The organism is Streptomyces sp. NPDC127108, from assembly GCF_042677545.1.
In the GTDB taxonomy this organism is placed as follows: Bacteria; Actinomycetota; Actinomycetes; order Streptomycetales; family Streptomycetaceae; genus Streptomyces.
Genome location: NZ_JBHXTE010000015.1, coordinates 1 through 16,202 on the forward strand (window position 1 = coordinate 1; position 16,202 = coordinate 16,202).

Below are 16,202 nucleotides of genomic sequence, written 5' to 3' on the forward strand. Positions count from 1 at the left end.
CGCCACCGGACATGATGTCCAGTAGACGGGGTATCAACATATCTGGCGTTGACTTTTGGCACGCTGTTGAGTTCTCAAGGAACGGACGCTTCCTTTGTACTCACCCTCGCGGGCTTTCCTCCGGGCGCTTCCCTTCGGTGTTTCTTTTGTTCTTGCGTTTCCGACTCTATCAGATCTTTCCGGCTTCCCGTTCCGACCCGATTTCCTCGGTGCTTTCCGGCCTTTCGGCCTTCCGGCGATGTTGACTCTATCAGATCCTTTCGGGCCTGATTCCCAGTCAACCGGGGTTGTCCTCGCGGCTGTTGGGCCGTTCCGACGTCTCAAACTTTAGCGGATTCTCCCGGCAGTTCCTAATCGGGCCGTTTCCGGTCGCGACAAGATCAGGGAAATGAATTCGGGCGTGCCGAAATCATCCCCGGAGGGAGATCGTGCAGGTGGTTTGAGTGGCCGCGTGAGCGGCGGGAGTTGCTGTCGCAGAACCGTTACGGCTCGGCGGCAACCCGAAGAACCTTACGGATCGGGCAGACGACTGTCAACCCGCGCCGGTCGGAGGCTCAGCACCCCTCTATAGAGAGGGAGCCGAGGGTCAGTCGAGGTCGGTGAGGCGGCCGCCCGCGTCCGGCTGGGCGTGCTCGACCCGGCGGAGGAGTCGGGTGAGGACCTCGCCGAGTACGCCGCGTTCCACGGGGGTGAGGTCCTGGAGGAGGTCGTCCTCGAAGACCGTGGCGAGGCGCATCGCCTCCAGCCACTTCTCCCTGCCCTCCGCGGTCAGCTCGACGATGACGCGTACCCGGTTGTTCTCGTCGCGCTCGCGCGTGACGAGGCCTTCGCTGACCATGCGGTCGATCCGGTGGGTCATCGCGGCGGGTGTGAGGCCGAGGCGCTTGGCCAGGTCGCCGGGGCCCATTTGATACGGGGCGCCGGACAGGACCAGGGCCTTGAGGACCTCCCACTCGGCGTTGCTGATGCCGAGGGTCGCGGTCTGGCGGCCGTAGGCGACGTTCATGCGGCGGTTGAGGCGGCCGAGGGCCGAGACGATCTTCTCGACCTGGGGGTCGAGGCCCTGGAACTCCCGCTGGTAGGCGGCGATCTGCTCTTCGAGTGTCGGCTCTGTGGGGCCGGGGGTATCGCCCATGGCCGCAGTATGGCACGGGGCCGCTTGCCGTCGAAGTCCTTCGGTGTGTATTGTTTAGATCCTAACTTTAGCTTCGAAGTCTTCAGTCCTAAGGCAGGTGAAAGTGAACAAGGCGATGGGCGCTGCGATGGGCCGGATCCACGTGGGCAACGCGCTGAGTGCGTTCGGTCTGGGTTTTACCGTCCCCTTCTTGTACGTGTACGTGGCGCAGGTCCGGGATCTCGGCGCGGTGACCGCGGGCCTCGTGCTCGCCGCGTTCGCCGTGGCCGCGCTGATCGTCCTGCCCTTCTCGGGCCGGGCGATCGACCGGCGCGGACCACTGCCCGTGCTCATCGCCGCACTGTCCACCGCCGCTGTCGGCGCGCTCAGCCTGGGTCTGTCCACCAGCGCCCCGTTCGTGCTGCTCTCGGCCGGCGCGCTCGGCGCGGGTCAGGCCGTGATGCAGCCGGCGCTCGCCACGATGATCGTGGAGTGCTCCACGCCCGCGACCCGCACGCGTGCCTTCGCCATGCAGTTCTTCCTGCAGAACCTGGGCCTCGGCATCGGCGGCCTCATCGGCGGCCAGATCGTGAAGCACGAGCGGCCGGGTGACTTCACCCTTCTGTTCGCCATCGAGACCGTGATCTTCCTGGTGCTCATCGGCGTCATGCTGACGGCTCGGATACCTCGCTCGGCGCGCATCGCGGACGCCACGCCCCAGGCCGGCGGCAGCATCAGGGACGTATTCCGCAACCGCGTGATGCTGCAGCTGTGCGTCCTCGGCTTCGTGCTGTTCTTCGCCTGCTACGGCCAGTTCGAGTCGGGCCTCTCGGCGTACGGCGTCGAGGCCGCCGGGATATCCCCGTCCACGCTCGGCATCGCCCTGGCCGCCAACACCGGCGCCATCGTGATCGCGCAGTTCGCCGTCCTGCGGTTCGTCGAGCGCCGCAAGCGCTCGCAGGTGATCGCCGCCGTCGGCCTCATCTGGGCCGTGGCCTGGATAGCCGCCGGATACGCGGGGCTCGGGCACGGCAGCCAGGCCATGGCGACCGCCGCGTTCATCTCGACGTACGCGCTCTTCGGACTCGGCGAGACGATGCTCGCGCCGACCGTCGCACCGCTGGTCGCCGACCTCGCGCCGGAGTCCATGGTCGGGCGGTACAACTCCGCCTTCGCGCTGGTCAAGCAGCTCGCGCTCGCGGTCGGTCCGGCCGTGGGCGGGCCGATGGGCGCCACGCTGCACGCTCCGTACATCGTGACGTTCCTGCTCTTCTCGCTCGGCATCACGGTGCTCGGGCTGCGCCTCGGCCGACACCTCAGCCCGGCGCAGAACCACCCGCACCTGCAGAAGAGCCGCGTGGTGGCGCAGGGAGCGCCGGACGCCCCGGAGACCGTGAGCGCCCACTCCTAGGAGTGGGGTCCGCGGAATCGCCGGCTACGCGCGCGGGAGCGCGAACTCGCACCAGACCGCCTTGCCGCCCCCGGGCGTGCGCCGTGAGCCCCAGTTCGAGGCGATCGTGGCGACGATGGCGATGCCCCGGCCCGCCTCGTCGGCGGGCTCGGCTCGGCGGCGGCGCGGCAGGTGGTCGTCGCCGTCGGTGACCTCGATGATCAGGCGGCGGTCGGTGCGGCGCAGGCGCAGCCGCATTGGTGGGGTGCCGTGCTGCAGGGAGTTCGCGACGAGTTCGCTGGCCGCGAGGACACCCAGGTCGTGCAGTTCGGGCGGGAAGCGCCAGCTGGCGAGGACGCCGGTGGCGAAGGCCCGCGCGCGGGGCGCGGCCTCCACTCCGCCGAGGAGTTCGAGCGCGGCGTTGCGGAACAGGTCCGCGTGCACGCCCGTGCGGGCGGGCTGCTGCAGGACGAGGACCGCCACGTCGTCGTCGTGGTCGGCGGTCACGCCCAGGGCACGGATCAGGCGGTCGCACACCACCTGGGGCGTACCGGTGGCCCCGGCCAGGGCCCGCTCCAGAGCGGCCACGCCCTCGTCGATGTCCTCGCTGCGGCGCTCGACCAGGCCGTCCGTGTAGAGCACGGCGGTGGAGCCGGGGCCGAGCGGCAGAGAGCCGGAGGCGTGCAGCCAGCCGCCGGTGCCCAGCGGCGGGCCCGTGGGCTCGTCGGCGCGGTGGATCGTGCCGTTCTCGTCGCGTACGAGGATCGGCAGGTGGCCCGCGGAGGCGTACGCGAGGCTGCCCTCGTTCGGGTCGTGGACCGCGTACACACAGGTCGCGATCTGGCTGGCGTCGATCTCCGAGGCGAGGCCGTCCAGGAGCTGGAGGACCTCGTGCGGCGGCAGGTCGAGGCGGGCGTACGCGCGCACGGCCGTGCGCAGCTGGCCCATGACGGCCGCCGCGCGCACCCCGCGGCCCATGACGTCGCCGATGACCAGGGCGGTGCGGCCGCCGCCGAGGGTGATCACGTCGTACCAGTCGCCGCCGACCGCAGCGTCCGTTCCGCCCGGTTGGTACGTGGCGGCGATGCGCAGGTCGTCGGGCTGCTCCAACTCCTGGGGCAGCAGTGAGCGTTGCAGCGTCACGGCCGTCTCGCGCTGGGTGCGCTCGCTGGCGCGCAGGCGTTCGGCGGCCTCGGCGTGGTCGGTGACGTCGGCGGCGAAGACGAGCACACCGCCCTCGCCGTCGCCCGCGGGCCCGCCGAGGGACAGCGGCACGGGCGTGCACGTGAAGGTGTAGGAACGGCCGCCGGGCGCCTTGCGGGACTTGACCGTGCGCGGCTTGGCGCTGCGCAGGACCTGGTCGAGGAGCGGCAGCAGGCCGACCGCGTCCAGCTCGGGCAGCGCCTCGCGCGCGGGCGCGCCCACGGGGCGGTCGCCGAACGCCGTGGTGTAGGCGTCGTTGACGTACGCGATGCGGTGGTCGGCGCCGTGCACGAGCGCGACGAGGGCGGGGATGCGGTCGAGGACCTCACGGGCCGGGAGTTCGTCGACCCCGGCGGGCGTGTCCTCGAGGCTCCGCGTGTCCGCGAGGCGCTCGGCGCGAGCCGCCTCGACCCGGGCCGCGGGGACGGAGCTCTCGCCCAGCTGTGCCGGGGAACCGCCGGCTTTGGTGCGCGCCGCGGCGCGGCGCTGTGTTCCGGGGAGCCGGGCGCTCCAGCGCGTGAAGTTCACTGCGGTAGGCCTCGTGGTGTCGCTTCTGGATCGGGCGGGGGTGTGCGGCCGGGGGTCCGGCCGGTGGCGCGGCGGCTGTGGGCGCCGCCTCCCGGGAAGACACAGCATGGCGTGGAGCGGACGTTTTCTCTTGGGCGTGCCCGTCTTGGGCGTGCCCGCCCATCATGGTCACACGTCCAGTCTGGCCGACGGGACTGACATCCGTCAGACGCCGGACCCGCCCGGGCAGTTCCTGTCGGAGGTCTCGGAGGTCTCAGGGGTCATCGGGACTCCTTCGGGCGCTCGCCCCCGGCCGCGAGTTCGAACTCGGCACGCGGGTGTTCGAGCGACCCCAGGGAGACGATCTCGCGTTTGAACAAGCCGGACAGGATCCATTCGGCGAGCACGCGGGACTTGCGGTTGAGGGTGGGCACCCGGCTGAGGTGGTAGACGCGGTGCATGAACCAGGCAGGGTAGCCCTTCAGCTTGCGTCCGTAGACGTGTGCGACACCTTTGTGCAGTCCCAGGGACGCCACCGAGCCGACGTACTTGTGCGCGTACTCCTGGAGGGGCTTGTGGCGCACGCTCGCGGCGATGTTGTCGCCGAGGACCTTGGCCTGGCGCACGGCGTGCTGAGCGTTGGGGGCGCATTCCTTGCCGGGCTCGTCGGCGGTGACGTCGGGGACGGCGGCGGCGTCGCCCGCGCCCCACGCGTGCGGCGCGCCGTCTACGGCCAGCTCGGCGGTGCACTTCAGGCGGCCGCGTTCGTTCAAGGGCAGGTCGGTGGCGGCGAGCAGGGGGTGCGGTTTGACGCCCGCGGTCCACACGACGGTGCGGGTGGGGAAGCGGGCGCCGTCGTCGAGCACGGCGACGCGGTCCTCGCAGGACTCCAGGCGGGTCTCCAGGCGTACGTCGATGTTGCGTTTGCGCAGCTGGCTGACCGCGTACTTGCCCATCTCCGCGCCGACCTCGGGCAGGATCCGCCCGGACGCCTCGACGAGGATCCACTTCATGTCCTCGGCCTTGACGTTGTGGTAGTACCGCGCGGCGTAGCGGGCCATGTCCTCCAGTTCGCCGAGCGCCTCCACGCCCGCGTACCCGCCGCCCACGAAGACGAAGGTCAGGGCGGCGTCGCGGACGGCCGGGTCGCGGGTGGAGGAGGCGATGTCCATCTGCTCGATGACGTGGTTGCGCAGCCCGATGGCCTCCTCGACGGTCTTGAAGCCGATGCCGTAGTCGGCGAGGCCGGGGACCGGCAGGGTGCGGGAGATCGAGCCGGGCGCGAGGACCAGTTCGTCGTACGTGATGTCGAGCGGGCCCGCGCCCTCCTCGACGGTGGCGAGCGTGGTGAACGACGCGGTGCGCTTGGCGTGGTCGACGGACCGCACCTCGCCGACGATCACCCGGCATTTGTCGAGAACCCGGCGCAGCGGTACGACGACATGGCGCGGTGAGATCGAACCGGCCGCCGCCTCGGGCAGGAACGGCTGATACGTCATATAAGGATCTGGCGAGATCACGACGATCTCCACCGCGCCCTGCTTGAGCTCCGGCTTCAGTTTCCGCTGGAGGTGCAGCGCGGTGTACATCCCGACGTAGCCACCACCGACAACGAGAATGCGCACAGGTTCCGTCACCATCCCATGACGCACCCGCACTTCGTGTTTGTCCACAGGCTCGACAATTTGTATGACAGGAAGTCGCTGTCGGCGCCGCGCCGCCCAGCCGTCGGGGCTGATGGAATGTGCGCAGGTCAGAGAGGGCTGGCAGGGTGGTGGCGTGGGGGGCAATCGGGTGGGAAACGGTGCGTACTCCGATCGGGGGGCTCCTTGTGCGGAACCCACCCCTTCTGAATTGACTCTGGCTCAACTATGTTCGTGTGACGTCGGGGTGTCGGGGGATGCGCTCGTCGGGTCCGGTTTGCCGGACTCGTGGAGGAGCTTCACCCGCACGCCGGTCATCGATGGCGGGGAGTGTCTCCGGGGGGAGACGTCATTACCGGGGGAACGTATATGCACATTCAGGACTCTCACTGGACTTCCGCGACCGCGTCGGCAGCTGCCGTCGCCACGGGCGGAAACGGCCGCGACCTGGCAGACGGAGCGCGTTCGACACCGCTGCGCGTGGACGCGCAGCGGAATCTCGAACACGTGCTGCGCGCGGCGCGTGAGGTATTCGGAGAGCTGGGGTACGGCGCACCGATGGAGGACGTGGCTCGCCGCGCCCGCGTCGGTGTGGGAACGGTCTACCGCCGCTTCCCCAGCAAGGACGTACTGGTGCGACGGATAGCCGAGGAGGAGACCTCCCGGCTGACGGAACAGGCCCGGGCGGCGCTCGGCCAGGAGGACGAGCCGTGGTCGGCGCTCTCGCGCTTCCTGCGGACGTCGGTGGCGTCGGGCGCGGGGCGGCTGCTGCCGCCGCAGGTGCTGCGGGTGCAGAACTCCGAGGGTGCCGACGGCACTGATGGCGCCGAGGGCATCGCGGGTGCGACGGGAGCGGCGGGCATCGCCGGGACGGTCGGCTCGGCGGAGGCCCGGGTGCCGCAGCAGCGGCAGGTGACCTCGCTGTCCGGGCCCGAGCTGCGGCTCGTGGAGCAGCGGCCGGCTCCGGCGGCGGAGAGTGACGACGCCGGAGCGGCGGCGCTGCTCGAGGTCGTCGGCCGGCTCGTGGAGCGGGCGCGGGCGGCCGGTGAGCTGCGCGCGGACGTGACGGTGTCGGACGTGCTGCTCGTGATAGCCACGGCGGCGCCCTCGCTGCCGGACGCCGCGCAGCAGGCGGCGGCCTCGTCGCGGCTGCTCGACATCCTGCTCGAGGGGCTCCGGTCCCGGCCCGCATAGCCGTTCACGTGGGACATTCGGGCCCTGGCAAGCCCTGAATGCTCAACTCCCGTTCTTTCCACGGGAGTTGAGCATTCCCCGAATGAGTGAACGCTAGTGCTCCATTACGGGAACCCGCCCCGGACGGGTGGTTGCTCGTCCTCGCTATTCGATGGAGCGCGACCGTGTGGCACTCTTGCCCGGTGTTCGGGTCCGAGTGTGCATGCGGAGGCTTTCCGCGATGAGTGTTGACGGGCGGGACGAGCCCACCCCCGGTGGGGGTGAGTCGAGCGGGCTTCCTCCCCGGCAGGTGCCGAACCAAGGCGGTCCCGGTAGCAGTGGCGGGGCCGCGGGCTCCGGCGCCGCGGGTGGTCCGGCGGGCGGATCGGCGGGCGGTGGCTCCGGCGGGTCCGGGGCGGCCGGGCCCGATCCCAGTGTGCCGACGCAGCGTGAGCGCGGGTCGGAGACGGCTCCGGGAGCCGGTCCGGCCGGTGGCCCTGCGGGCGGTTCCGCCGGGGGCACGGAGGCCGTGGTGCCCGGTGCCCGCATCGGCCCCGACGTCCCGCCCTCCGACGCCGACCTCATCGAGCGCATGCGCGCGGGCGACGACTCCGCGTACGCGGAGCTGTACCGCAGGCATGCCGAATCGGTACGCCGCTACGCCCGCACCTGCTGCCGCGACGCCCACACCGCCGACGACCTCACCGCCGAGGTGTTCGCGCGGATGCTGGGAGCCGTGCGCTCCGGCTCCGGGCCCGAGCACGCGGTGCGCGCCTATCTGCTGACCACGGTGCGGCGCGTCGCGGCCGGGTGGACGAAGTCCGCGAAGCGGGAGCAACTGGTCGACGACTTCGCGGTCTTCGCCGCGCAGGCCGCCCGGGGCTCCGAGGTGTCCGACGACACCGCGGCCATGGGCTCCTTCGGAACGGGTACGGACCTCGGCGCGGACGTGCGCGCCATGCACGAGGCCGAGCAGTCCCTGGCCATGCAGGCGTTCCGCAGCCTGCCCGAGCGCTGGCAGGCCGTGCTGTGGCATACGGAGGTCGAGGACGAGTCCCCGAGCGACGTCGCCACGCTCTTCGGCCTGGACGCCAACGGCACCCGCGTGCTCGCGAGCCGTGCCCGCGAAGGCCTCAAGCAGGCCTACCTCCAGGCCCATGTGAGCGCCACGCGCACCGAGAGCGAGGAGTGCGCGCGCTACGCCGACCGGCTCGGCGCCTACGCCCGCGGCGGACTGCGCACCCGTGCCGAGCGCGGACTGCGCAAGCACCTGGAGGAGTGCGCCGACTGCCGGGTCGCCGCCGGTCAGATCAAGGAAGTCGCGAGCAGCATCCCCGCCGTCGTGCCGATCGCCGTCATCGGTTGGTTCGGTGCCGCCGGGTACGGGAAGGTGGCCGCCCTCGTCGGCGGCGGCGTCGCGGGCGCGGGTGCGGCGGGGGCCGCCGGGGCCGCGGCGGGTGGTGCCGGTTCGGCCGGGGCCGGGGGCGCGGCCGCGTCCGAGGGGCTCGGCGCGCCCGCCAAGGCCGGGATCGCGGCGGGTGTCGTCGTCGCGGCCGGGGTCGCCGTGGCGATCGCGCTCGCCGGTGACCCCAAGCCCAAGGAGGACCCGCCGAAGGCGAAGGCACCGGTATCCGCGCCCGTCCTGCCGGACGATCCGCCGCCCCCCAGACCCGAGCCCAAGCCGGAGCCGCCCGCTCCGAAGCCCAAGCCGCCCCCACCACCGAAGCCGACGCCGAAACCCACCCCCAAGCCGACGCCGAAGCCGACCCCGAAGCCGAAGCCGCCTCCGGAGAAGCCCAAGCCCAAGCCGCCCCCGCCGCCCAAGCCGAGGCCGACACCTCCCAAGCCGACCCCGAAGCCACCGCCCCCACCGCCGCCCGCGCCTCGGGTCTTCCAGTGGAACCAGCTGGAGTACGGCCTGGGCGGCGACGGCACCAAGCCCGAGATGCGGCTCGGCGAGAGCAGCTGGGTGTGGCAGCGCTGGGGCATGTCCGTCGCCGACAAGCGCTACGGCCACGGCGTCACCGTCCACGGCCGCTCCTCGGTCACCATCGACCTCAACCGCAAGTGCTCCTCCTACGAGGCACTCGTCGGCGTGGACGACATGACGATGGGCCTCGGCAAGGTGCGCTTCTCCGTGTACGGCGACGGGGTGCCGCTGTGGCGCTCCCCGCTGATCAAGGGCGGCGACGCGGCGGTACCCGTACGCGTCGGCCTGACCGGCCGCAAGACGATCCGCCTGGTCGTCGAGCCCCACACGCCGTTCTCCTCGACGGCCCTGGCGGACTGGGCGCAGTCGCGGCTGTCGTGCATCTGAGCCACCGGGGCGACTCAGGCCTTCAAGGGCTCAGGTCCTCCAGGGCCTCGGCCATCGTCATCTCGCCGCCCGCGGTGCTCTGACGCTCGTACGCCTCGGCGCCGAGTGCCGCGCGGGCCGCTCCGGCCGTGTGCTCGGCCTCGACCCGATCCGGCATGGGGCGTTCGTGACCGCCGCGCCAGTGGGTGGCGAAGGCCAGCAGGCGGGCCGCGCGGGAGTGGTCGCCGGCCTGTGACTTCAGCAGGGCGGCGGCGTCGATCAGGCCCGCGATGACCATCTCCGAGCACCGCGTGCGCATGGCCTCCGGCAGCACCTCGGTGAGGACGGCCAGACCGGCGTCCGGGCCGGACTCGGCCGCCGTGATCCGGGCGTCCACACCGCCGAGGCCCGCGGCGAACTGGGGCGGCAGCGTGCCGCGCTCGGACGCCTCACGGGACTCCACCCACAGGGTGCGAGCCCGCGCCACGTCGCCGTCGTGCAGCGCCATCTCGGCGCTCATGAGGCGGACGAAGGCACGGGAGTCCATGACGCCGTACTGATCGCCCGCGGCGTTGGCCTCGTCCAGGCCCTTCACGGCCAGGTCGCGGTCGCCCGAGCGGTAGGCGATCTCCGCCAGGCGGGCGATCAGGAAGGGCGCCTCCGCGTGCGCGCCGACCTCGTAGGCGAGCCGCAGCGCCTCGTCGTACTCCTGCCGAGCGGCCTCGTACCGGCTGCGGGCCATCGCCGCCTCCCCCGCCGCGCTGCACACCTGCGCGCGCAGCCACCGGTCGCCCACCCGTCTGCTCAGCCCCCGCAGCTCCACCAGGTCGTCGTCGACACCGCTCAGGTTGCCCTGTCGGTCGACGCTGGTGTGCACCCGGAACATCAGCGTGATCGCGACCTCCCAGTCGCCGCCGAACCGGCGGCAGTTGGCGACCGCCAGGTCCAAGTACCCCAGGACGTCCGCCTCCCGGCTCAGGGAGTCCTCGAAGTAGAGCGTGAACGGCCACACCAGGCCGGGAAACCGGCCGCTCTCGGGCACCGGACGGGTGAACACGTTCCGCACCCGCAGGATGTAGTCCGGCTCCAGGTCACCGTCGAGCACCTCCGAAGGCCTGGCCTCCACCGTCAGGAACAGATGCAGCATGCGCAGGCGCATACGGGGCCAGAACACCGGGGCGTCCTCGTCCGCGAGGTCCGCGTCCAGGCCGGCGGCACCCGCGGTGAGCGACGCGGCGCTCGCCCCGGACCCGTCGAAGGTGCCCGGCGGCAGCGTCAGGGCGAGGACGCGGCCGACCCACACCGCGCCCTCCGTGCGGTAGTTCCGCAGCCACCAGAACCAGCCGAGGCCCAGGGCCAGCGCCGTGGCCAACGCCTCGTCGCGGGACTCCACGGAGCGCTGCAGGGCCGCGCGGAGGTTGTCCAGCTCGGCCTCCAGGCGGTGGATCCACGGCAGTTGCTCGGCGGAGCGGAGCAGCGGCTCAGCCTTCTCGACCAGCACGCGGAAGTACGCGCTGTGCCGCCGCTCGGCCTCGGCGCGCACCTCGGGGGTCTCGGCGGCGCGCTCCGTCGCGTACTCGTGGATGGTCTCCAGGAGGCGATAGCGCATCCCCGGGCCCGCGCCGCCGGTCCGCCCGCCCTCCCCCGCCGGGTCGTACGCGTCGGCGACGACCAGGGACTTGTCGACGAGCGCACCGATGAGGTCCGCGGCCGATCCGGAGCAGACCGCCTCGGCGGCCTCCAGGTCCCAGCCGCCCGCGAAGACGGACACCTCGCGCAGGACCGTGCGCTCGGCGGCGTCGAGCAGGTCCCAGGACCAGTCGACGACCGCCCGCAGGGTCTGCTGGCGGGGCAGGACCGTGCGGGAACCGCTCGTGAGCAGGCGGAAGCGGTCGTCCAGACGGTCGGCGATCTGGCGGGGCGTGAGCAGCCGCAGGCGGGCGGCCGCCAGCTCGATCGCCAGCGGCAGGCCGTCGAGGCGGCGGCAGATCTCCGTCACCGACTCCGCGTCCCCGGCCGCGTCGAAGCCGGGGCGCACGGCCGCCGCCCGCTCGGCGAACAGCCGGTGCGCCGGGTCCGGCGGGAGCGGCTCGACCGGGCGCACGCACTCGCCCGGCACGCCGAGGGGCTCGCGGCTGGTCGCGACGATGGTGAGCCCCGGGCAGCGGGTGAGCAGCGTCTCCGCCAACTCGGCGGCGGCGCCGATGACATGCTCGCAGTTGTCAAGGATCAGGAGCAGGCTGCGCGCTGCGCAGTACTCGACGAGCAGGGCGAGCGGGTCGCCGTGCGGGATCGTCAGCTCACTGGTCATCAGCACGGTCTCGCGCAGGCCGAGGGCGCTGACGACCGCTCCGGGGACCGCCTCCGGCCGGTCGAGCGGGGCGAGCTCGGCCAGCCACGCGCTCGGATGCCCGGCGGCGGCTTCCTCTGCGAGGCGGGTCTTCCCGGAGCCGCCCGGTCCCGTGAGCGTGACCAGACGTGCCCTCCGCATATCCGAACGGATGGCCCCGAGTTCGGGTTCCCGCCCCACGAAGGAAGTCAGCCGGGGGCGGAGATTTCCCTGACGCTCGGCGGGGGGACGGGGGGTTGAGGGGGGTGTGGTGCTGGTGGGGCGCTCGCTGTCCGAGGGACGCACGGGCTGGGGCGCGACCTCGTCCCACGCGCTGGCCCGCTCCTTGCCCTGCGCCTCCCTCGACTCCGACGGCTTCGACGGCTCGGCCAGCAACTCCGCGTGCAGGGCGCGCAGTTCCGGGCCGGGGTCCGTGCCGAGTCCCTCGGCGAGGGTGCGGCGGGCGTCCTCGTACGCGGCGAGGGCGTCCGCGCCGCGGCCCGCGTCGCGCAGGGCGCGGATGAGGAGGGCGCGCAGGGCCTCGTCGTACGGCTGGTCGGCGGTCAGCTCCCGCAACTCCGGTACGACGTCCTGGGCGTGGCCGAGCAGCAGTTCCGCCTCGACCCGGGCGCGGGTGGCCTCCTGGCGGCGGGCCTCCGGGCGGGTGGCCGCGGTGCGGTCGGGGAGGTCGGCGAGGGCCGGGCCGTGCCACAGGGCGAGGGCCTCGCGCAGGAGGCGGGCGGCGGTCGCCGGGTCGTCGTGGGCCAGGGCGGTGGTGCCCTCGCGGGTCAGGCGTTCGAAGCGGTGCAGGTCGACCGCGTCGGGCGGGGTGATGAGGCGGTAGCCGCCGGGGCCGGAGGCGATGGTGTCCCGGCCGAGGGCCCTGCGGAGCCGGCCCACGAGGGCCTGGAGGGCCGCGGGGGCGTCCGCCGGTGGCGCGTCCGCCCAGATGTCGTCGATGAGGGTGTCGACCGGGATCGTACGGTCGGCTCTCAACGCCAGGGCCGCGAGCAGCGAGCGCAGGCGGGGGCCTCCGACGGGCAGGGGTGCCCCTTGGTCGTCGTGCGCCTGCGTGGCGCCCAGGATCTGGTACCGCACTGGGTCATTGTGGCCGGTGGGGGGCGACTGCGTCGCGCAGGATTCTGGCGGGGCGCCTTGGGGGGTGGGGTTCGCCGGGGCGGCGGAGAGTGTGGGCGTGTGGCGCCGCCGGGGTGGGGTGCGCTTGGCGTCGCGGTGCTGTGGGGCTGGGGGTGCGTCTCCCCTGACGTCGGGGGGCCGTCGGCCTCCGGACGGGCGTACGTGGCACCGCTGTGGCAGCCCACCCGCAGCGACAGCCCGGCCAGGCACCCGACTACGGCCCGGAGGCTGATGTTCCAGTAAACGGGATGGGGGTCCCCTGCTCCTTAAGAGCTTGGGGGAGGGTGGGAGAGATCCGCCGCGGAGCGGTGGGGCAGGTGGGGCCCGCCCCGGGGTCGGCCAGCTCCACGCCGAGGTCGGCGGCCCCACGCCGAGGTCCAGAGCCCCGCCCCGGGGTCCAGAGCCCCACGCCGAGGTCCAGGGCCTCGCCCCGAGGTCCAGAACCCCGCCCGGGGTCGCCGCCCCCGTCCCCCGAGCCCCGCGCAGCGGCTAGCGGCCCGCTCCCAGTGCCCCCCGCTGCGGCACGACGGAGCCCGTCGGGACGGCGCGCTGGCGGGCGGGGGTGCCGGTCCAGCAGGTGCCGCGGCGGGCGAGGAGGCGGCGGAGCCAGATCTCGGTGGAGACGAGGTCGGCGAGGCCGTCCAGCGGCAGGTGTTCGCCGTCGGCGGCGGCCCGCAGGGCCTTGCGGACGACGCGGGCCTCGACGAGGCCGGCCTGCGCGAGCAGAGGCGTGTCGAAGAGGTCGACGAGGTCGTGCACGGCGGCCCGGAGGCCGGTGCGGGCGGCGGCGGCCGCGGAGGCGTGCGAGGGGGCGCCCCAGCCGGGCGGGAGTTCGGTGACGCCGGCGCCTTCGAGGACGCTGCGGAGGATCGCGGCGCGCGCCCCGGGCTGCACCCGCAGGGACTCCGGCAGCGCCCGGCAGGCGCGTACGACCTGGTTGTCGAGGAACGGCGCGTGCAGCCGCTGGAAGCGGACCTCGGCGGCCTGCTCCAGGACGCGCAGGTCGGCGGCGTGCCGGAACAGCGCGGCCCGCGCGCGGAACTCACCGGGCCGCTGCCCGGGCCCGGGGCCCGGCCGCATCGCTGTCTCCTGGAGGCGAACCGATACTTCAGCGAGGGCCTCACCGGTCAGCCAGCGCGCGGCCGGCCCCGGTCTGGCCCAGGCCAGGGCGGCGAGCGAGGCGCCCACGGCCCCGCCGGGCTCCTCGAAGTGGCGGTGGAGCAGGCGGTCGGCGAGGGACTGCACACCCGCGCGGTGCGTCGTACGGGCGAGCTTGCGGGCGGCGCCGTACACGCGCGCGGGGACCATGACGGAGCCCTCGGCCTTGGCGAGGGCCGTCACGGGCCGCACCAGGTGCCGCCGCTTGCGGTCCATCAACAGGTCGGCCAGGCGCGCCGGATGGGCGTCGAGGACCTGCCGCGCGCCGTACCCGGTGAAGTGGTCGGCGCTGCCCGCGGCGAGCCGTGCGCGGTGGCGCTGGGCGGTGACGATGACGGCACTGGGCTCGTCGGTGAGCGGCCCGTCGAGGTCGGCGTACGGCAGGGCCTCCTCGCCCGCCGCGACGACGACGTGGTGCAGCCGGGGGTTGGCGGCGATGGCGCCCGCGCGCTCCAGCTCGGCCTCGCGGCCGCCGGACACGAGGTCGTTGAAGGTGACGGCGAGGAGCCGCTCACCGGCGCCGGTGCCGTGCCCGAGGACCGTGCCGGGCATCCCGGGGAGACCGGCGGCAAGGAGAGCGAGGGTTCCCGATGCGGGTCCTCCGGAGAGGTCGGCTCCGATGCCGGGCACGGGCATGCCCCGCGCGGCCCGCCGCTCGGCGGGCCCCATGCCGGGCACGGGCCCGGGGTCGATGTCCGTGCCGGGTACGTGCCGGGGTGCGCGCAGCCGCGCCCGTACCGCCTCGACGAGGGCGTCCCTGACGCCGCCGAGCGCGTCCTCCTCGTCGGCCGCGGGCGCCGCGACGGCGAGCGAGGCGACGGGTTCGTAGCCGGCGATCTCCCGTGCGCCCGCGCGGAGGATGAGGGCATGCCCCGGGGGCACGCGGCGCACGTCCTGGTACGGGGTGGAGTCCTGCAGCGCCTCCGGGACGTCGGGGGCCGCGAGCAGCGCCGCGATGTGCCCGATGTCCAGGTTGGCCTCGATGAGGTCGGCGAGCGGCAGCGCGGCCGTGGCGTACGCCGTGCCGCCCGCCCACGGGGTGAAGAACACGGGGCGCGCGCCCGCGAGGTCACCGGCGATCATCACGCGGCGGCCGACCTGGACGACGGCGGTGTAGCTGCCGGGCCAGGCCGTCAGGTGCCGCAGGGCACCGCCGCGCGCGGCGAACAGGCTGACCCGCAGCTCCTCGTCACTGGCGCCGCAGGTGCCGAGCACCGCGATGCGGGTCCGGTCGTCGGCCTTCACCGTGCGCACCTCGTCGGCGCGCCAGTCGCCGACCGCCCACAGCGGGTCCGGGTCGCCCCAGAGCAGCTGGGACCCCACGGGGTGCAGTGTCTCGCCGTCGGCACCGGTGGCACCCGCCGTGCCGACGGCGGCAGCGCCCACGGGGGGTCCAGTGGTGGTACTGCTCCACCCCACCAACCACCGCATCGCCGCCTCCACAGGCTGTGGACGGCCAGTGCGCCCAGGAACCGCTCCGGCACGCGTGACACGCATCCGGAACCGATCCGCGACTGGTCCGCCCGAGTACGGAAACCGGGGTTGGGGGGCCGTGGACGGCACCAGCGCACCCGGGAACCGAGGGACCGGGGTCCCATGCTGCCACGAAGGAGGCGCGCAAGAGTGCCTGCGGCGGCGCTCACACCGGCGCGAACGCGCCCTGGGCGATCGGTCGTTGATACGGCAACGGCACCGACAAGGGGACGTGGGACGGCTTGAGCACACTTTCGTGGGATCGATTTTCGGCCAAATCAGCCATGGCCGAACACGCCCCACCGCGCCGTGACACCCACGCACAGCCCGGGAGGCGGTGTGCGCCTCCCGGACCGGTCCGCCGCCCGCGGGGATGGAGGCGGCGGTGTCCCCCAGCCCACTGACTCCAGCGCAGCGGGCCGACCCACGCACCGACCATGGAACCGCTCCCCTCATGGCCGGAGAAGAGCGCACACATAGGCGCACGGCCACACACCCGGAGCGCGCGGCGACACCTCCGCACTCCCGTACGGACAACAATCTCGCCATCCGGAACTGCGCCTCTTAACGCTTGGGATCCGTGGAACTACGCTGGGTGTGCTGATGTTTTCGCGGAGGCATATTCCTGGGGGCTCGGCCAAGTGCTCTTGCGGCCGGGGATCGGGGCCGCGGCGCACGACACGCCGACGGGCCGGGCACCCAGTCGCTGTCCCCCGGGGGAACACAGCACGAATGCCGTGCGGTCGAGCCACTGCCCGGCAGCCGTCTGTGTCGAGGGG

General features: G+C 73.2%; 8 protein-coding genes. 3 read left to right on the forward strand and 5 right to left on the reverse strand.

Features of this window, described 5'->3' with window-relative positions; genetic code table 11:
• Positions 1 to 586: 586 nt before the first annotated feature.
• Entirely contained in the window at positions 587 to 1,135 is a 549-nt protein-coding gene (locus ACFVHO_RS14575) for a MarR family winged helix-turn-helix transcriptional regulator (RefSeq protein WP_030362703.1), read from the reverse strand.
• 115 nt (positions 1,136 to 1,250) lie between these two features.
• On the opposite strand from ACFVHO_RS14575, the gene ACFVHO_RS14580 reads away from it, so the two are divergent.
• Positions 1,251 to 2,525 (forward strand): MFS transporter, encoded by a 1,275-nt coding sequence (locus ACFVHO_RS14580; RefSeq protein WP_385713674.1) that lies wholly within the window; start codon positions 1,251 to 1,253, stop codon positions 2,523 to 2,525.
• A gap of 24 nt (positions 2,526 to 2,549) precedes the next feature.
• Here the strand turns inward: ACFVHO_RS14580 and ACFVHO_RS14585 are convergent, their stop codons facing one another.
• Positions 2,550 to 4,235, reverse strand: coding sequence for a SpoIIE family protein phosphatase (locus tag ACFVHO_RS14585; RefSeq protein ID WP_385713495.1), 1,686 nt, complete (start codon positions 4,233 to 4,235; stop codon positions 2,550 to 2,552).
• A gap of 260 nt (positions 4,236 to 4,495) precedes the next feature.
• Positions 4,496 to 5,854: an NAD(P)/FAD-dependent oxidoreductase gene (locus ACFVHO_RS14590; RefSeq protein WP_385713497.1), complete on the reverse strand. Its 1,359-nt coding sequence runs from the start codon at positions 5,852 to 5,854 to the stop codon at positions 4,496 to 4,498.
• A 372-nt stretch (positions 5,855 to 6,226) separates the two neighbouring features.
• On the opposite strand from ACFVHO_RS14590, the gene ACFVHO_RS14595 reads away from it, so the two are divergent.
• Together ACFVHO_RS14595 and ACFVHO_RS14600 are read left to right on the forward strand one after the other, a co-directional pair.
• Entirely contained in the window at positions 6,227 to 7,051 is an 825-nt protein-coding gene (locus tag ACFVHO_RS14595) for a TetR/AcrR family transcriptional regulator (protein WP_385713499.1), read from the forward strand.
• Between the two features lie 220 nt (positions 7,052 to 7,271).
• Positions 7,272 to 9,347 carry a sigma-70 family RNA polymerase sigma factor gene (locus ACFVHO_RS14600; RefSeq protein ID WP_385713501.1) on the forward strand — a complete coding sequence of 692 codons (2,076 nt, stop codon included), beginning with the start codon at positions 7,272 to 7,274 and terminating at the stop codon, positions 9,345 to 9,347.
• Positions 9,348 to 9,369: 22 nt separating this feature from the next.
• Here the strand turns inward: ACFVHO_RS14600 and ACFVHO_RS14605 are convergent, their stop codons facing one another.
• Positions 9,370 to 12,753, reverse strand: a complete 3,384-nt coding sequence (locus ACFVHO_RS14605) for an ATP-binding protein (protein WP_385713502.1) — start codon at positions 12,751 to 12,753, stop codon at positions 9,370 to 9,372.
• 528 nt (positions 12,754 to 13,281) lie between these two features.
• Complete coding sequence (locus tag ACFVHO_RS14610) at positions 13,282 to 15,381, reverse strand: asparagine synthase-related protein (protein ID WP_385713504.1); 2,100 nt, start codon at positions 15,379 to 15,381, stop codon at positions 13,282 to 13,284.
• Positions 15,382 to 16,202: the final 821 nt, after the last annotated feature.